Consider the following 16516-nt stretch of genomic DNA (forward strand, 5'->3'; position numbering starts at 1 on the left):
TGATCTGGAATATACTTTCCATACTAGCTCACGACGGCTGCTTCCCTCTGTTTTCAAGAAAATTGATTTCAGATGATCCTGCACCGTGTAAGCCGTAATATGAAGTGCACTTGCCAGTCCCTTGGTAGAAAAGCCTTGCACAATGAGATGGACAAGCTGTCTTTCTCGTTCAGTCCATGAGTAGATCTCGGCCATCGTTTGACGCAAATGGTAGGCTATGGACGCGCTAATGTTCCAAGTAGTTGTTGCTCTTCCGCGCTGAATACAGGTTTCCCATGGTAGCGAAACAACGTAATAAATCCCCAGCAGCCCCCTTTGTTCATAAACGGGACCCGCAGCTCATCCCCGAATCCAGCGGGTTGCAAAACCTCTCTATAACGTATACTTCGGTCCGGCTGGCCTTTTGTAGACCCATGAAGCGTTGCGATGGACTGTCCTTCTCGCACCAGTTGATCGTATTTCATGATATCTTCGTACAGATATTCGTATTCTAAATGCATGGTTTGCGATTAAAGAGGGAGAGACGGCTTATGACAAAGGATAACATCATCATCATTGGCGGGTATGGTCATGTTGGAAAAGTTGTATGTGTAGAAGATTAGCTCGGGGTTAACCAATCTTTTGGCTTTGCAAGTGACACAGCTCATGGATCAGACGGATGAATTGAACATATCTTTGAGGCTGGGCTTGGGTGATCAACACGGTCAGGCTGCGATTGAGTGGACTGTAGATCAGATTCATACCGACTTGGAGGTGATAGAACAGGGACGTCCAGTGACTCAAAGAAGCTTTACCGACGGCATAGTAGCAGACTTTGGTGTAGGAGTGGATCGTCATCGGGCGTATCGATTTCCCTTTTCGGATCAGCAGACACTTCCACGTACGCTCATATTCCTACAGTCAGCACACGCCTGTGCTTCGATTCGCGTTTGACCACCCGGCTTCTGGTAGGGCCTCGGACGATCGGGATATCAAGTCTGCTCCGACAGCTAGCAGTTCGTGAGGTTGTAGTTCGCAGCTTTGCCAAGGTGCACTTTGGAGGAAACGCTATAGCAGTCAAGGTAGACGCCCAAGGAACGCTCATTGGCAAGGAGACGAGTGTCGAATGCAGGCTAAGGGGACATCATCAGTCTAATTTAACTGCGAAAGCCGCCGTCTTTGCAGCGCTTGCCCTGTATCGTTCAGAACTTCCAGATGGTGTTTTTCACATGGAGCAGGTATTTTCATGGAATCGCATGCGGACTTGGCTGGGACAGCAGGTAGACGTAGATATTCAAGTGAACGGACAGCAAGTATAAAAGTCATATATCTGAAAAAAGGACTCTCATATCATCCAAGCTTATTCGGCAATGCCTTGCGGATAGGTCTTGGATTTCTTTTCCTATTGGATTACACTAAAAGGAAGTACATATTTCTGGGAAAGACCAGAGGGGATGATATGAAATGTGGAGTCCCTATGAACATAGTAGGCAGCATCCGCACGATTTTATAGTAAAATATCGATTTTACACACCGGAAGAAGGAGGCAGGAAACAACTGCCTATTCAGGGTTATCGCTGCGATTTTTCCTATGAGGGCGACGATATTACAACAACGGGAATTTATGCAATACATCCTGAGTTTGAAGATGAAGAGGGTCAATTGATCATGGATACCAGGCACCCGGTTCACCGGGAAGGTCAGGCAAGAATGTGGATTTTGTTTGGAGAAATGAGGGGAAAGGTACACCGACACCGGATACATGTAGGAACCAGGGGATATTTTATGGAAGGCCCACGCCGAGTCGGTGAAGTTGAAGTTACAAGTCTGGTAGGCCTCTTGACCAATCCGCTCGACTAAGCTGCTAGAATTCAATCAGAAGGTGCAATCAGACAACGATGGAGGTGTTCAATCCAAGATGGATGTCGCTTATATTATCGATCTATTACGTAAAGACGATGTAACCTTAACCCCAGGCTTATCCACCCGGGAGATTTCTGAGGTCGAAGACAGGTATGATATTCACTTTCCGCCCGACTTAAGAGAGCTGCTGATGAACGTTCTTCCAATCGGTAGAAGCTTTATTCCTTGGAGAGATACGTCACCACAGCGGATGGGTGTAATTTGGGAAAGGCTGAATTGGCCGCTCGAAGGTATGATTTTCGATGTGGAACAGAATATGTTCTGGCATTCTGAATGGGGGAATAGACCAACAGATTTGCAGGAAGCCGTGGACATATGTAAACGTGAGTTTTTGCGCGTGCCCAAGCTGATCCCCATCTATGGTCACCGATATATCCCAGAGCAGCCTTGTGAAGAAGGAAATCCGGTATTTTCAGTGTATCAAACGGATATTATCGTGTATGGAGAAAGTTTGCAGGAATATTTCAAGCAGGAATTTGGAGAGAAGACTTACGAACAGATTGATTTTGAGGCCGTAAAAACAGTTCGCTTTTGGAGTGATTTATGTAGTTGAAGCGTCGAATCGCTAGGAAGTTAAATAAGTCGAGGCAAAGGAAGGATTGTGATCGGAGTTGTTCAATTCGTCTCAAGCTGATCGGTATAAATTTACGGACAGAAAGGAGCTCGTTATGTCTATAGAAGCCATTATTTTTGATCTGGATAATACACTGATTCATCGCAAACAGGCATTTGCTGCATATACGGAGCGTTTTATAGAACGATTTATTGTGGCAGAAGAACCAGCCAGCCACGCGGCTGTCGTTGAGCGAATACGTCTGGCAGATCAGGACGGCTACCGGGATAAGAAAGAGCTGTATACTGAGCTGCATGCAAACCTGAAACTGAAAAATCCCGATACGACAGTCCAGGAGATGCTGGGCTTTTGGTATGGGGAATTTCATAAGTTTACGGTATTGATGGATGGGGCCAAGGAAGTGCTGTCCGAACTACGGTCTCGAGGCTTGAAGCTTGGTATTATTACCAACGGCTCACTTCGTACGCAGCAGGCTAAGATTGACCGGGTTATGCTGAGAGATTATGTGGATTCCATTATCGTATCGGGTGGCGTCAACGTCGAGAAGCCTAATCCTCGTATTTTCGAGTTGGCACTGAAAGAGCTGGACATTGCCGAACCTGGTCATGCCTGTTACGTAGGCGATCATCCGACGAATGATATTCGTGGTGCGCAAAGTGCAGGGCTGCATACCATCTGGCTGGAAGGCTTTATGACGTGGAATGAAATGGACATTGTACCGGATCATCAGATTGGGAGTCTACGTGAAATCACTGGCTGGCTGGATCGTCTCAGCTATCCATCGAATATGGAGGAGGGGGCATCATGAGTAGGGAGCAGCAACCGAATCCCATTCTGTTATCGTTCCCGGAGCAATTCCAGACGGAGCGATTGACCATACGCGCTCCGCAATGGGGCGATGGCGCGGCGGTTAATGAGGCGATACGAGAAAGTGTAAATGAACTGCGACCTTGGCTTCCTTTTGCTAGAAATCTCCCTACGGCGGAGGAATCTGAAATTCGTTCACGCCAAGCCAGACTTAAATTTCTGGATCGATCTGACATGGTGCTGTATATATTTGATACGGCTTCGGGACAATTTGTAGCCAGCAGCGGTCTGCATCATATTGATTGGGATGCACGAAGATTTGAAATTGGATATTGGCTCAGAACCTCATGGACTGGAAAAGGTATTATAGCAGAGGCTGTGAACAGTATTGCGGATTTTGCCATACAGCATTTGCATGCCAATCGGGTGGAGATTCGTTGTGATTCCAGAAACACGCGCAGCGCCAAGGTAGCAGAACGCGCAGGTTTTACACTGGAGGGGATTTTAAGAAACATCGAGTATGATGAAGAGGGGAGCATGGCACACCAAATGGTTTTTGCCAAGGTTCGTGGTATTGAATTTTAGCAGGTGCTTGTAGGATGCTGTGGAGGCTTATTATGATTCATGATATGACGAAAAATACAGACAAGTTGGTGTGCATACAATATGACATCAGCTTAAGGTTCAGCAATCTTGCAAACGCTATCCCAAGGGATGCTATACGAGCTTTTCAGCCGTTTGGCGGATGTTTTTCTGTATTCGGACAGGTAATGTAGTATGAAAAACATTCGTAAAAGCAGCAGTAGGGGAGTTATTCTGAAAAATATGGAGAGGTTCCACTGGAAAGCTCGTGCTGCGTATTTGGCTGCCGTGGCTGGTCATGATCTTGTTGGGCTTGGGAAGCCGGGCTTTCTCCACCCACTTACCTGCATTCGTTGCTAATCATTTTGGGGATGCTTTGTGGGCGTGCATGATTTATTTTGGGCTGAGAATGTTGTGGGTGAATCGTCAGTTGTCTGTAGCCCTTTGGGGCAGTTTGCTGTTTTGCTTTGCTATTGAGTTCAGTCAGATGTACCAGGCTCCCTGGATTAACCACATTCGGGCGACAACCCTGGGCAGCCTAGTGCTTGGCAAAGGGTTTCTGACCGTGGATCTGATCAGGTACACGATGGGTATTGTGGTCTCCTGGGCACTGGACCAAGGCTGCCAAAGGCCGGCCGGAATCAACAGACGTATAGAACGAGAACGATGATAAGCCACTCAAATAATCTGAGAAGCGAGGGTTGCGCTTGAAACAAAAGAGAAAGCGTCACAGGTTGGTGGGTAAGATGATTGGGTTATGCGCAGGGTTCAGCTTGTTGTTTGCAACTATACTTATTCCAGGGCAGGCGTTAGCCGAAAAGCAGCTTGCGGCGCCTCTTCGTTTTGATTTTGGCCCTGGAGACGTAGCTGACGGCTACACCCAGGTCACTGCCAAGGATGCTTACACGCCTGAGCGTGGCTATGGATTTATCGATCTTTCCAAGGTAACTGAAGAGAACCGTGGTGGAAGTGATGCTATACGCTCAGATTTTGTGCGTGTTCAAGGCTCATCCTTTGTCGTCAATTTACCACCTGCGGATTACACGCTTTCTCTAATTGCCGGAGATACTGCAGGAAACACGGATATTACGGTTAAAGCCGAATCCATTGTGAAAGTAGAACCTACTACCAAAACAGCAGGACAATTTGTTGAGGCTGCGTTCGAGCTTGCACTCATCGACGGTCAGCTCGAATTGTATTTCTCAGGAAATGAAGCGAAGATCAACGCCTTGGTTATCACTCCCAAGGAAGCTCGAACGGCTGGAGAGCACCCCTCCATATACCTTGCAGGAGATTCTACGGTTCAAACTTACAAAGCCTCGATGAAGCCTCAGGCAGGCTGGGGGCAAATGATTGCTCCATTTTTTACAGATGAGACTATTTTTGTGAACCGTTCTATTGGAGGACGCAGTACGAGGACCTTTTTGGTTCAAGGGCGATTAGATGATATTTTACGAAATATCCGTCCAGGAGATTACCTGTTCATACAGTTTGGGCATAATGATGCCGCGATCAATAATCAGGAGCGTTATGTTTCACCTGCCGATTACAAAGTATACTTAAAAACGTACATCCAAGGAGCCACCCAACGCGGTGCGATACCTGTGTTAATTACTCCTGTAGGCCGCCGGGATTATGATGCAGCAAGCGCTTCGTTTCGGATCAGTTTTCCGGAATATGTGCAGGCCATGAAGGAAACAGCATCAGAGACGAAGGTTGCGCTGGTCGATCTTAGTCGATTGAGTGTAGACTACTATGATACACTAGGACTGGAAGGAACACTTCCGTTATTTTTACATTTGGAGCCAGGTGTATATCCTGCATTTCCTGATGGCGTGAAGGACGATACACATTTTCAGGAGTATGGTGCGGAGCAAATAGCCCGGTTGGTAGCCCAAGGGGTTCGTGACTTGAATATTCCTTTATCTTCTTATGTAAAGGCAGAATAGTTGCAATAGCACTGAGTTTCCACAACCATGATACACTCAGAAAACAAGCTGACCCTACCCAAACCCAGTAATATATATAGGCTTGGGTAGGGCATTAATGTTCTGAACCTTAAAGGAGGAAGCAGCATGACAGTCGCTCAACTTCATAGTCTTATTAACGGTCAACTCCTGCATAATCAGCATCGGAGTTTATTTTACATGCGCGAGGGTTCTGTTCTGCTAGGACCTTCAACGGAAATGACGTACTGGCTGACGCAGCGAAGCCCGGAACTGATCCTCATGCTTCAAAGTTTGAAGCGCCAACATACATATCATGTTTTTGTGAAAGATGTAGCGGCCAAAATACTGTCCCAGTTTGTAAATACCAATCAGTATCTACATTTTCACACAAATCATGCAAGGGAGCTTGCGGAGCTGTATGATCGATTTTTCACCCGGATTGAAAGGCTGTTTCAAAAGAAAACTATAGCTGGAGCAACTCTGGACTTACTGCTTCAGCAGCATTATGGGCATTTGAGAGATTTCCTTATTCGTACCAATGGACGTGAAATATTCGCTAAGTATGCAGAGAGTGAGTATACCTTTTGGATACCTTGTGAGGAATATACGCCGGAACTGCAAGCCAATCTGCTGGGATTGGACCTTGCTCGTTTGCAAGAGCCTGTTCTAGATGTTGGTTGCGGATCAGAGGCACGGTTGGTTACCTATTTACGTTCCTTGGGATTTGAGACTTACGGAACAGATCGGCTGGCTGAGACAGAAGGTTGTGTCATTCAAGGAGATTGGTTAGAGACCACTTATGGAGAAAGTACATGGGGAACGATCATTTCACATATGGCATTCTCCAACCATTTTATACATCATCATCTGAAGACAGACGGCAATATTCATGAGTACGCTCATAAATATATGGAATTGCTTAGAGCCATTCGGCCAGGAGGGAGCTTTATTTACAGTCCATGCCTGCCATTCATGGAAGAGCTTTTGAGTGTCCGAATGGGGTATCAAGTAGAGTATATCGAGTCCTCTAAAGGTTACAGAGCTACGAAAATAACGCGTATACATTCATAAGTGCTATTATCAGTCATTTGTCAGATTCACTCTTGGAATGGTAGTATAAGGATAGATATTACTCTATTTGGGATTCGGTTAATGATCAGGATTCTCATGACATTGATTTGATAGCATTGTTGTCCTGGATAATAATAATTAATCTATAGGTAACGGGGTATTTTTCAGGGAAGATTAAACCATATTTTCCTAAAAGCCGATATATGGAAATGAGGCGAAAACACACTGTTATTATGCCCGCGCAAATTGGATGTAATAATTGGGTTAGGAGAGTAGAAGAAGTGTCCGATCTGTATACAAAAAAAGAAGTAGAAGATTATGTAACGAACGTGGCTTTCGAACGACCTTTAGGTGTAAGCATTTCAGCTATTTTACTGATCTTTAATGGAGCACTCCTGTTGGTGACACAGCTATTGACACTTAATGCATTAAATGAGGCTTCTACATTATTAGGCATATGCAGAGGCATGTTTCAAGGGTTCATTGCATTGCTTGGTTTGGCAGGAACGACTGCCGGAGTCGGCATGTTGTTTGGTAAGAAGTGGGCTTGGTGGTTGGCGTTATTTTATTTTACATATGAGACCATGCGTTATGCGTGTGCCATTCTGTTTATTCCAGATATCTCCCCAGCGTTAGACGGTGTGCAGCTTAGCCCTACTCTATACTACGTTAAATATGGTATGCGTATTATTTGGAATTTATTTTTTACAATATTTCTGTGTCGCAGTACTGTGACCAGCTTTTTTCAAACAAGTGAAATTAATAAATGGAGAGCATGCAGCGTATTATTTCTCATCAATGGAGTTGTGGTGGGGGTCGGCTGGTGGTTGATTAAATAGGTTTTTCGAAGTAGAGGGGAGATGTATGTTGGCAATGGAAACGTTTCCGGTTTTGGTGACTGATCGGCTTTATTTAAGACAGCTTACATTAGCAGACGCGGAGGACATATTCACCTATTTCTCCAGAGATGAAGTCACAAAATATTATGATTTGGAAAGCTTTACGGAGGTAGAGCAAGCAGAAAAATTTATTCGTTCCATGTTAACGAGATATGAGAAGCAAGAGGGCTTTCGATGGGGGATTACGCTAAAAGAAGTTCCTGAGCGGATCGTGGGCACAATTGGATTTCATAACTGGCAGAAGGAACACTCCCGTATCGAAATCGGCTATGAGCTGGCACCGGAATACTGGCGGCAAGGCCTGATGACAGAAGCGATAAAGGTGGTAGTGGATTACGGCTTTCAATTACCGCAGGTTCACCGTATAGAAGCCTTCATTGATCCAGATAACGAAGGCTCCAGACGGTTGCTGCTCAAAAGTGGCTTTACTAAAGAGGGTCACTTGAGAGATTACTTTTATGAAAAAGGTCAGTTTGTGGACGCTGTTGTTTTTGGCTTTCTTCGCAAGGAGTTTTCCGCGGAGCAGTAAGTTTACAAATATCCTTTGTCCCCGTAAGGTTGGAGTCGATCAAGCCAGGTCTGCTCCAGCTTTGCCAGCGCGTCTTTGACATCAAAGAATTCCGAATCCTTTTTCTTCAAAACATCCAGCACTTCAAATTCAAACGAATCTTCGCCGTACTCATTCCATTCCTGTTGTAGTTGTTTATTCTTAAATCCACCCATATTTAGCTCAAAACGCCGTCCATTCAGCGACTTTAAATTCGGCGTGGAAGCGACGAAAATTTTCCCATTGCGTGTATTGCGAATACAATAGATTCCCGCCTCTGTCTTCATCTCCATGTATTGCTGAACTAGTTCTTTTCTCCGATCCATTGTCGAATCCCCCTATTTTAAAATGCTAGCTTTACGATTCCTTCAACCAATATTCACTGCCATCCGGTTTGCGATCTAGTAGACCATATTCGATCATATATCTTCGCACCGTGACATAATCGTTATATACTTCCTGTAAAATCGCATTGATATCTTTTTCATGATATATTTGTCCCTTCACAAACCGGCACGCAATTTCACGCAGCACAATCAGCTTGTGCTTTTCTTGCATTTTAAAGGTCTTTAGGCGACCGTCTGTACCATTCGGAAAATACTTCGTGAGTACCTTTTGCCTTTCGTCTTCTGTAATGTTGTAACGTTCGTCCACCATCCGTGCTCGTACGGGTACTTCTACGATGGCGGGAGCGTGACGGTCTTTCTCTTTTAACAGTTCCATTAATGTGAGAAATACCCTGGCCTGTCGTTCTTTCTCCTTGAGTCCAAAGCGATGATTGCGTATGGTGGATGCGCTGCCGATTCCGGTTTCCTTTTGAATATCCGCATCGCCCATACCTTGATAAAATAACTGAAGCAGCCGATTCTGATGATCCGTGAGTCCGGTCAGCTTTTTGTCCAGACCGATCAAATAGTCAAACACCGATCCGTATGTCCGCTCAATATGAAGGCGCATATACCGCTCCGCGTCATAGAATACCCCTTGATCCTGATATATGATGCCTTGTTCATATCGTTGTCCGTCCAGCAGGCAAACCACCTGCTCCCCTTGGCGAATATATCCACGCTTCAGTTCTTCAACACCAGCATTCCAGAATAGTTCGGAATGATCCATTTTAGCAAACACCTCAATTAATTGATGATTATTTTATAGACAATATAACATTTTGTTTATTTTAAATCAATGAGTTGAAATTTCTCAGGTCCTTGACATTGTTCTGTTATGTACAAAAGAGATATAATTTTGTTATTATATGTAAATTGTTATTGCGTTGGGACTGGATAGCTGTTATATATTGTAATAAGTTGGGTTGATAAACAATGAACAAAATGCGATTAGAAGAAGCCATAGAAAGTGGAGATTTAAAGGAAGCAGTAAAGATAATAGAGGGTGTGGGTGAAAAGTTAGATCATTCATTCACTCCAATATTATCTAGATATTTGGCAACGACGAATAGTGTATTGCTCAGAAATGTAATTGCCATTACATTAGCTGATCTAGGAGACAGTGGAGCGGTGCTGCCACTTATCGACTTGTTAAGAAATCCAAATACCAAGGGGAATAGAGGAACACTTGATAAGTAACGTGCAAGATAAAATTACTAAAGCTCAAAAGGAACTATGTAGACAAATGATAAGAAGGAAGCTAACTGATCATAAAAACAAATGTAAGCGTGACTTTTTGCTAGAATCTTTAGAACTTTTTACATGATTTTATATTCCTAAGATGCCATATTCCTTAAAATTATTGTGAGGAGATATGATATGAAATATAGATTTGCTGTCATGGATGATGAAAGTGGGCTCACAGTTGGTTTTTGTCGAGATGTGGTTGGATTAACGGGTGATATCATGGTCGAAACGTATGAAAAGGTCATGTTTGAACAATTTGTCTTTAATGAGGAATTCATAAGAAACATAGCAAAGACAAAACAATCTATATCCAACTTGTACATTGCTATTTTAGATGATGAAGAAAAAGTGATTGGAAGCTATTATTTTCATTTACCTGAATCCTACATAATCCATAAACAAAATTATAATAAACAAAATTTCCATCTGGAGTTAACAGGCATGTTTGAAACGAAACCCTCCTCTGTAGAATTAAGATTATGGGAGTTTTTAAAGGGAACCCAGCCGTATGAAAATAATATATGGCATACCTTCTCTAAAGAAGAGCGATCCGGATGGCTAAACGTGACTAGAATATATTCTGCATCTAATCATTTTGCCAGACCGGATAAACGAGGAGAAGTCTATACTTTAGAGGGCGAATACATATCTGATTTTACAACATTTTTTATAGCACTTGGTGAAGCGATTAATGGGCCGGGAGGGTACTTTGGATTTAGCTTGGACAGTATATCGGACTGTCTCTGTGGAGGTTTTGGGGCAGTAGGACCGTTCACGATCGATTGGAAAAATGCACATTATTTCTTGGAAAGATTTGAGGAAGAATGGGACCAAGAAAAGAGATGTTATGAATTTTCACCACAGCAATATTTTAAGGAACTCTTAACGATTTTAGAATCAGGTGGTGTTTTCATGAATTTTTCTTCGGATAATAAGATCGGAAAGCAAGAAGGAAATTTTTGAAATGGAACATAAATTATTGCATCCACCTTTTACATAGGAGGAAAATGTATTTGAAGTTTGTGTATGGCTATTTTAGCGAACGTATCAGTTGCTGACTAATAAATATGAGCGGATTGTGAGTGAAGCTGATCAATTCTTGCACCACAGCTCCAGCAGGCGTGCTAAAACCCCAATCAGCTTCGAAAAATATTTTCTGCTGCTGCTCTGATGCAGGTGGATGAGGTTCTTCCAAGCCATATTGCTCTGCTATCCTCTCCTTCGTTTTTTGATCTATGACAAGGTCATCCTGTGCAAAGGTATAGCACATAGGAATGCTTAATTGTACTAAAAAAAGTAGTAGTGCTGCGGAAATGATTATTTTTTTGCTCTGCATGGTTAGCTCCTGTGATCTCAGATTTTAGTCTATACTTTTTGTGTCACTCACACTAAATTATGCCTTTACAGGCTTTTATGACCAGATTATAATGGTAAATAACAGCAACGGTTTACATACACTGGTTCATCGGGGTATAGCGCAGTCAGGTAGCGCGCACCCTTGGGGTGGGTGAGGTCGTGGGTTCGAATCCCGCTACTCCGATTATAATCCAAATGTCCTGCGGGTGCGGATCGTGCGCCAGCAGGACATTTTTTTATATATTACATCTATCCTATCGCTTTTTGTCGCTACTGGCTTTTGACGACCTAGTCGTATGTACGAATGTATGTACTTGTGAGGCATTGAAGGGAGATAGGATGGAGCCACCTCTGCTTCTGCACGGGATAGGAGGCAAAAGTGACAAATCAACAATCCCTTCAATGCTACTATCTGTAAACTTTTTGCATTTGCCTATAAAGATTCCTGAAGGGCCTTAGAAGAAGTGCTGTAATCAGCATAACGGGGAAGCACAATAGTGTAGTATATTCCTACAAAAACGGTACAGACCCCAACTAATAAAAACAAGAGCTCAATTGAAATAAATGAAGGAAAGCTCACAGCAATAAAACCTAATGTAAGAGACTGGGACAGCATCATTAACGGATTAATCAAACCTTGCACACGTCCCATCATTTGAGGATCTACAATACGAGGCAGCCATCCTCCTATGCCAATGTTAATGAACGGAAGGATCAGTGCAATGACAAAATTGATCATCAGAAAAGCATAGAGGTGGTTAACAAATCCAAGTGTGCACATCCCCAATCCGGCTACCAGAACTCCGGCTGCAATCATTTGGTGTAGCTTTAACTTGGTGGAGGTGAGCGAAGCGATTAGGGTACCAAGCAACACACCAGCTCCAAAAATAATACCTGCCCATACCGTATACTGCTCATAGTTGGCTGGAGCTAGTTTATATTTAAGAATAAACATCGGTAAAACACTAAAACCACCATTTAAAATACCAAACATAAAAAAGCCTGAAACCAACCAAAGCAATAGTCTGTTGCGTAATATGTAAAGAAATCCTTGTTTAAAATCGATCATGACAAGTTTGAATTTTAGTTGTTTAAATTGATGTGCCCCGTTCGGAAGGCGTACTTCCTTGGAAATTTTGCAGGAGCGAATAAGCAGTGCAGACACAATAAAAGAAACAGCATCAATGAGGATAGCTCCAGTAATTCCAAGATGCCAATATACGACGGCCCCCAGAGTTCCTCCAAATAACATGAAAAGACTCCCCATCATTTGATTAAGGCCTGCGGCAATGGTGTAATCATCTTCGTTTAATATCCCCTGTACAATGGCACTTTCGGCTGGAAAGAAAAATTTGGAGACAGCACTACGGATGAAGAGGAGGGCAAATATCAAAGGAATCGAATCGACCCAAATAAAAATAAGCAAGCATAAAGATAAAATAGCGCTAATCCAGTCACAATTAACAGCAATTTTTTGTCTGTCCATCCGATCTGCCAGCACTCCAACCACGAGAAATACTACCAGCATCGGGAGCGAATACATTAACTCGGCAATCGTTGCATAGTAAGGCTGACTTGAAAACCGTTTCAACAAATAAAACATGAATGCAGTAACCCCGATAACTCCTCCCATTTGTGAGGCAAAGGTTGCCAGAAAAAATCTGACATAATTCTTGTTTCTAAGTATTTGTTTTAGTCCAGTCACAGTTCCATCCCTTTCGCTTTCAAAGCGGTTTTTAGATGCCTAAGTAAAATAATAGTGAAAAGTAGGAAAATTGTACAGAAAAGTGACTTTAATGTCACTTTAAGTTTGAATTTGCATCGTATCGACAACCCAAATACCCAGCCATCAGTTGATATCCAATGGCTGGGTATTTGGGTTGTCAGGTGTTTGATTCCTGAGTCACAAAAGGGTGTCAACCTCAATCTTAATTAAGCTAACGTCTCGCTATTTGTAGCGATTACTTTTTATATCAATCACAGATTTAAGTTTGTGATTAGGATATCTTTTTATATCACATTCTAATCTTTAGATGATAAAGAATACAGGAAATACAGAACAACCCGATTCATCTCATTTACGCATGGATATGTTGAGAAAAAGGAAATGCTCATAGCTAGAAAAGTTTATACAATGGAAGAGAAATAAACACTGTGAAATTCGACTTTTGATGATGGATTTCATATAATGTGAACATAGTGTGAATTACTCAAATTAAAGATTTAACAAAACAACAAAATGAAAATGATTTCCGTCCAGCTATGAATTTCAAAATTTGACGGAGGGAACGAGATGACAATGGAAGAGAGCAGCAGACAGGTACCTTGGCAGACGTATTACGGACCTAATCTAGGTTATGTGCAGGACCAGTATGAAAAGTATGTAGCGGACCCCGGGACAGTTGATCCGGCTTACCGCGAGCTGTTTGATCAATGGGGCGAGCCGCCACAATCCGAATATTCGGCTGCTTCCATGATAGACAACAAATTGCAGGGCCCCCCTCCAAATGCTCTGGGGCACCTTGATTCAAACACATTACAGAAAGCGGTTACAGCGGGCAAAATGGTGTGGAATATCCGTGAATACGGACATTTGGCCGCCCAAATTGACCCACTGGGACTGGATGAAGAGCAGGATACACGGTTGCTTGATCCAGCATCTTACGGTTTAACTGAACAAGACCTGAAGGCTTTTCCAGCCTCTTTAATATGGGATAACGCTCCTGCGGGAACACTGAATGGATGGGAAGCCATTCAACGGCTACGTGTAGCATACACGGGACCGATTGCCTATGAATTTAGTCATATTCATAACGAGGAGGAACGTAGCTGGTTGAATAGCTATGCTGAATCCGGTTGGTCCTCCAAGCCACTTACAACACAGGAACGCAAGTCTTTGCTGGGCAGATTAATAGAAGTAGAACAGTTCGAAGAGTTCCTGCATAAAACATTCGTTGGGCAGAAACGTTTTTCCATCGAGGGTAATGATGTGCTTGTCCCTGTACTCGACGAGATTATTCGTCTAACTACAAATGCGGGAGCAAGTCATGTCCTGATGGGGATGGCGCATCGCGGCCGTCTCAATGTACTAGCACATGTGCTGGGCAAGCCTTACAGCAAAATTTTCTCTGAATTTCATCATTCGCCGAATAAGGATCTGATACCGTCGGAAGGTTCCACAGGAATCAACTACGGTTGGACTGGGGATGTAAAATACCATCTGGGCGCAGATCGTTTTGTAAAAGATGGGGAAGCCGTGCAGGCCCGTCTGACATTGGCGAACAACCCAAGTCACCTGGAGTATGTCAATCCGGTGGTGCAAGGATTTTCGCGTGCAGCACAGGAAGACCGCAGTGAAGCAGGCTATCCGAAGCTGGATGTCAGCAAGGCGGCTACCATTATTATGCACGGTGATGCGGCATTCCCGGGTGAAGGTATCGTAGCCGAATCACTTAATTTTACGAATTTGCGCGGCTTCCGTAATGGCGGTACAGTGCATATCATTGTCAACAATCGTCTGGGCTTTACGACAGAGAGTGTTGATTCACGTTCAACCCGTTATGCCAGCGATCTGGCTAAGGGTTACGAAATTCCGATTGTACACGTGAACGCGGATAATCCAGAGGCTTGTATTGCTGCCGCTCGTATGGCCGGCGAATACCGCAATCGTTTCAAAAAGGATTTTCTGATTGATCTGATTGGTTACCGTCGTTATGGTCACAATGAATCCGACGACCCAGAAACAACCCAACCGCTGGTATATCGTAAGGTGAAAAATCATCCAACGGTTAGCAAATTGTATGCTCAAAAGCTGATGAAGCAGGGCATTGTCGATGAAGGGTATACTGCCAGTCTTATCGATAAGGTCCAAACCCGACTGAAGGAAGCGCATGAGCATGTGAAGAATCAACCGGAAGAAGAGCCAGAATTTACAGCTGTGAAGGCGAAAAAGAATCAGAGCACACCGGTCCGTACGGCGGTTGAATTGAAAAAGCTGCGCCAAATCAATGAAAACTTGCTCAAATGGCCACAGGCTTTTCATGTATATCCGAAGCTGGAACGAATTTTGCAACGTAGAAAAACAGCTCTGAACGAGGGTGAAAAGGTAGATTGGAGCTTGGCGGAGACGCTGGCTTTGGCCACCATTCTAGCAGACGGCAAGCCTATTCGTATGACAGGTCAGGATGCGGAGCGAGCTACTTTTGCTCATCGTAACCTTGTGCTGCATGAGCCTGAAACTGGGCGTACCCATTGCCCGCTGCATACATTGCCGGAAGCACGTGCTTCGTTCAGTATTCATAACAGTCCATTGTCTGAGGCGTCGGTTCTCGGCTTCGAGTATGGGTATAACGTGTTTTCTCCTGAGACGTTGGTTATTTGGGAGGCGCAATTCGGCGATTTTGCCAACTGTGCGCAGGTTATTTTTGACCAATTCATTTCCGCCGGCCGTGCCAAATGGAGACAGAAGTCCAGTCTGGTAATGCTGTTGCCGCACGGTAGCGAGGGACAAGGGCCAGAGCATTCGAGTGCACGTCTGGAGCGTTTCCTCCAGTTGTCTGCACAAAATAACTGGACTGTCGCCAATTTGAGCAGCGCCTCACAGTATTTCCACCTGCTGCGCCGTCAGGCTGCATTAAGCGAAAGCGAGGAAGCACGTCCGCTTGTGATGATGTCGCCCAAGAGCCTGATTCGCAACAATCGTGTCGCTTCGCCTGCTTCTGAATTCAGCGAGGGAACATTCCGTCCTGTGTTGGAACAACCTGGTCTGGGATCACGTCCGGATCGCGTAGAGCGCATTATACTGTGCAGCGGCAAGATTGCCATTGATCTGGAGGAAGCGTTGGAGAAGGATAAGAACGGGAATGAGGCCGAAGAGCGTCTGCACATTATTCGTGTGGAGCAGCTATATCCTTTCCCGGCAGAGGAAATTCGGAATATTTTCAGCCGCTTCCCACATGTGAAGGAGTTTGTATGGGCTCAGGAAGAACCTAAAAATATGGGCGCCTGGAGTTATATGGAGCCTCGCCTGCGAGAGGTTGTGCCACAGGGAGCGGAAATTCGCTACGCAGGCAGACCGGATCGTTCCAGCCCGGCGAGCGGTTATCAGCAAGTACACAGCCTAGAACAACAGCGAATTATTCAATCGGCGTTGAAGCAGGATTCCAAAAACAATATTACACTGGGGAGGTAGCGGC

17 protein-coding genes, 1 tRNA gene and 2 pseudogenes are annotated in these 16516 nt (G+C 44.2%); 15 read left to right on the plus strand and 5 right to left on the minus strand.

Annotation, left to right across the window (positions count from 1 at the left end):
- Window positions 1–3 precede the first annotated feature (3 nt).
- Window positions 4–494 (minus strand): annotated as a pseudogene (locus tag FKV70_RS26990) (LuxR C-terminal-related transcriptional regulator); the annotation flags it as partial.
- 127 nt (window positions 495–621) lie between these two features.
- Between FKV70_RS26990 and FKV70_RS26355 the strand changes: the two are divergent.
- From FKV70_RS26355 to FKV70_RS02765, 11 genes and pseudogenes are all read left to right on the plus strand, one after another.
- Window positions 622–933 carry a hypothetical protein gene (locus tag FKV70_RS26355; RefSeq protein WP_244310625.1) on the plus strand — a complete coding sequence of 104 codons (312 nt, stop codon included), beginning with the start codon at window positions 622–624 and terminating at the stop codon, window positions 931–933.
- The gene (locus FKV70_RS26360; RefSeq protein WP_244310627.1) at window positions 930–1298 is read left to right on the plus strand and encodes a hypothetical protein; all 369 of its coding nucleotides are present in this window, start codon (window positions 930–932) and stop codon (window positions 1296–1298) included. The genes FKV70_RS26355 and FKV70_RS26360 overlap by 4 nt, the downstream gene beginning before the upstream one ends.
- A gap of 145 nt (window positions 1299–1443) precedes the next feature.
- Entirely contained in the window at window positions 1444–1839 is a 396-nt protein-coding gene (locus tag FKV70_RS02725; RefSeq protein WP_142611760.1) for a hypothetical protein, read from the plus strand.
- Window positions 1840–1897: 58 nt separating this feature from the next.
- Window positions 1898–2455 carry an SMI1/KNR4 family protein gene (locus FKV70_RS02730; protein ID WP_142611761.1) on the plus strand — a complete coding sequence of 186 codons (558 nt, stop codon included), beginning with the start codon at window positions 1898–1900 and terminating at the stop codon, window positions 2453–2455.
- A gap of 115 nt (window positions 2456–2570) precedes the next feature.
- A complete protein-coding gene (locus tag FKV70_RS02735) occupies window positions 2571–3284 on the plus strand; it encodes an HAD family hydrolase (RefSeq protein WP_142611762.1) in 714 nt (237 codons plus the stop codon).
- Window positions 3281–3868, plus strand: a complete 588-nt coding sequence (locus FKV70_RS02740; protein ID WP_142611763.1) for a GNAT family N-acetyltransferase — start codon at window positions 3281–3283, stop codon at window positions 3866–3868. The genes FKV70_RS02735 and FKV70_RS02740 overlap by 4 nt, the downstream gene beginning before the upstream one ends.
- Window positions 3869–4060: 192 nt before the next feature.
- Window positions 4061–4535: pseudogene (locus FKV70_RS02745) on the plus strand (ribosomal maturation YjgA family protein).
- Between the two features lie 76 nt (window positions 4536–4611).
- Window positions 4612–5814 (plus strand): rhamnogalacturonan acetylesterase, encoded by a 1203-nt coding sequence (locus tag FKV70_RS02750; protein WP_142611889.1) that lies wholly within the window; start codon window positions 4612–4614, stop codon window positions 5812–5814.
- A 126-nt stretch (window positions 5815–5940) separates the two neighbouring features.
- On the plus strand, window positions 5941–6885 hold the full coding sequence (locus FKV70_RS02755) for a class I SAM-dependent methyltransferase (protein WP_142611764.1): 945 nt from the start codon (window positions 5941–5943) through the stop codon (window positions 6883–6885).
- A 281-nt stretch (window positions 6886–7166) separates the two neighbouring features.
- Window positions 7167–7724 carry a hypothetical protein gene (locus FKV70_RS02760; RefSeq protein ID WP_142611765.1) on the plus strand — a complete coding sequence of 186 codons (558 nt, stop codon included), beginning with the start codon at window positions 7167–7169 and terminating at the stop codon, window positions 7722–7724.
- 28 nt (window positions 7725–7752) lie between these two features.
- Window positions 7753–8313, plus strand: coding sequence for a GNAT family N-acetyltransferase (locus FKV70_RS02765; RefSeq protein WP_142611890.1), 561 nt, complete (start codon window positions 7753–7755; stop codon window positions 8311–8313).
- Between the two features lie 2 nt (window positions 8314–8315).
- Here FKV70_RS02765 and FKV70_RS02770 read toward each other — a convergent pair whose 3' ends face one another.
- Together FKV70_RS02770 and FKV70_RS02775 are read right to left on the minus strand one after the other, a co-directional pair.
- Window positions 8316–8657, minus strand: coding sequence for a GIY-YIG nuclease family protein (locus FKV70_RS02770; protein WP_142611766.1), 342 nt, complete (start codon window positions 8655–8657; stop codon window positions 8316–8318).
- 31 nt (window positions 8658–8688) lie between these two features.
- Window positions 8689–9447 (minus strand): DUF2087 domain-containing protein, encoded by a 759-nt coding sequence (locus tag FKV70_RS02775; protein WP_142611767.1) that lies wholly within the window; start codon window positions 9445–9447, stop codon window positions 8689–8691.
- Window positions 9448–9653: 206 nt separating this feature from the next.
- On the opposite strand from FKV70_RS02775, the gene FKV70_RS02780 reads away from it, so the two are divergent.
- Together FKV70_RS02780 and FKV70_RS02785 are read left to right on the plus strand one after the other, a co-directional pair.
- Window positions 9654–9917 carry a hypothetical protein gene (locus tag FKV70_RS02780; protein ID WP_244310628.1) on the plus strand — a complete coding sequence of 88 codons (264 nt, stop codon included), beginning with the start codon at window positions 9654–9656 and terminating at the stop codon, window positions 9915–9917.
- Between the two features lie 180 nt (window positions 9918–10097).
- Window positions 10098–10928 (plus strand): barstar family protein, encoded by an 831-nt coding sequence (locus FKV70_RS02785; protein ID WP_142611768.1) that lies wholly within the window; start codon window positions 10098–10100, stop codon window positions 10926–10928.
- 67 nt (window positions 10929–10995) lie between these two features.
- Here the strand turns inward: FKV70_RS02785 and FKV70_RS02790 are convergent, their stop codons facing one another.
- On the minus strand, window positions 10996–11301 hold the full coding sequence (locus FKV70_RS02790) for a hypothetical protein (RefSeq protein ID WP_142611769.1): 306 nt from the start codon (window positions 11299–11301) through the stop codon (window positions 10996–10998).
- A gap of 130 nt (window positions 11302–11431) precedes the next feature.
- Between FKV70_RS02790 and FKV70_RS02795 the strand changes: the two genes are divergently transcribed.
- Window positions 11432–11505 (plus strand) — tRNA-Pro (locus FKV70_RS02795).
- 249 nt (window positions 11506–11754) lie between these two features.
- Here FKV70_RS02795 and FKV70_RS02800 read toward each other — a convergent pair.
- Window positions 11755–13026: an MFS transporter gene (locus FKV70_RS02800; RefSeq protein ID WP_142611770.1), complete on the minus strand. Its 1272-nt coding sequence runs from the start codon at window positions 13024–13026 to the stop codon at window positions 11755–11757.
- Window positions 13027–13614: 588 nt separating this feature from the next.
- Here FKV70_RS02800 and FKV70_RS02805 point away from each other — a divergent pair.
- Complete coding sequence (locus FKV70_RS02805; RefSeq protein ID WP_142611771.1) at window positions 13615–16512, plus strand: 2-oxoglutarate dehydrogenase E1 component; 2898 nt, start codon at window positions 13615–13617, stop codon at window positions 16510–16512.
- Window positions 16513–16516 lie beyond the last annotated feature (4 nt).

The organism is Paenibacillus ottowii, assembly GCF_006874425.1.
GTDB lineage: Bacteria > Bacillota > Bacilli > Paenibacillales > Paenibacillaceae > Paenibacillus > Paenibacillus ottowii.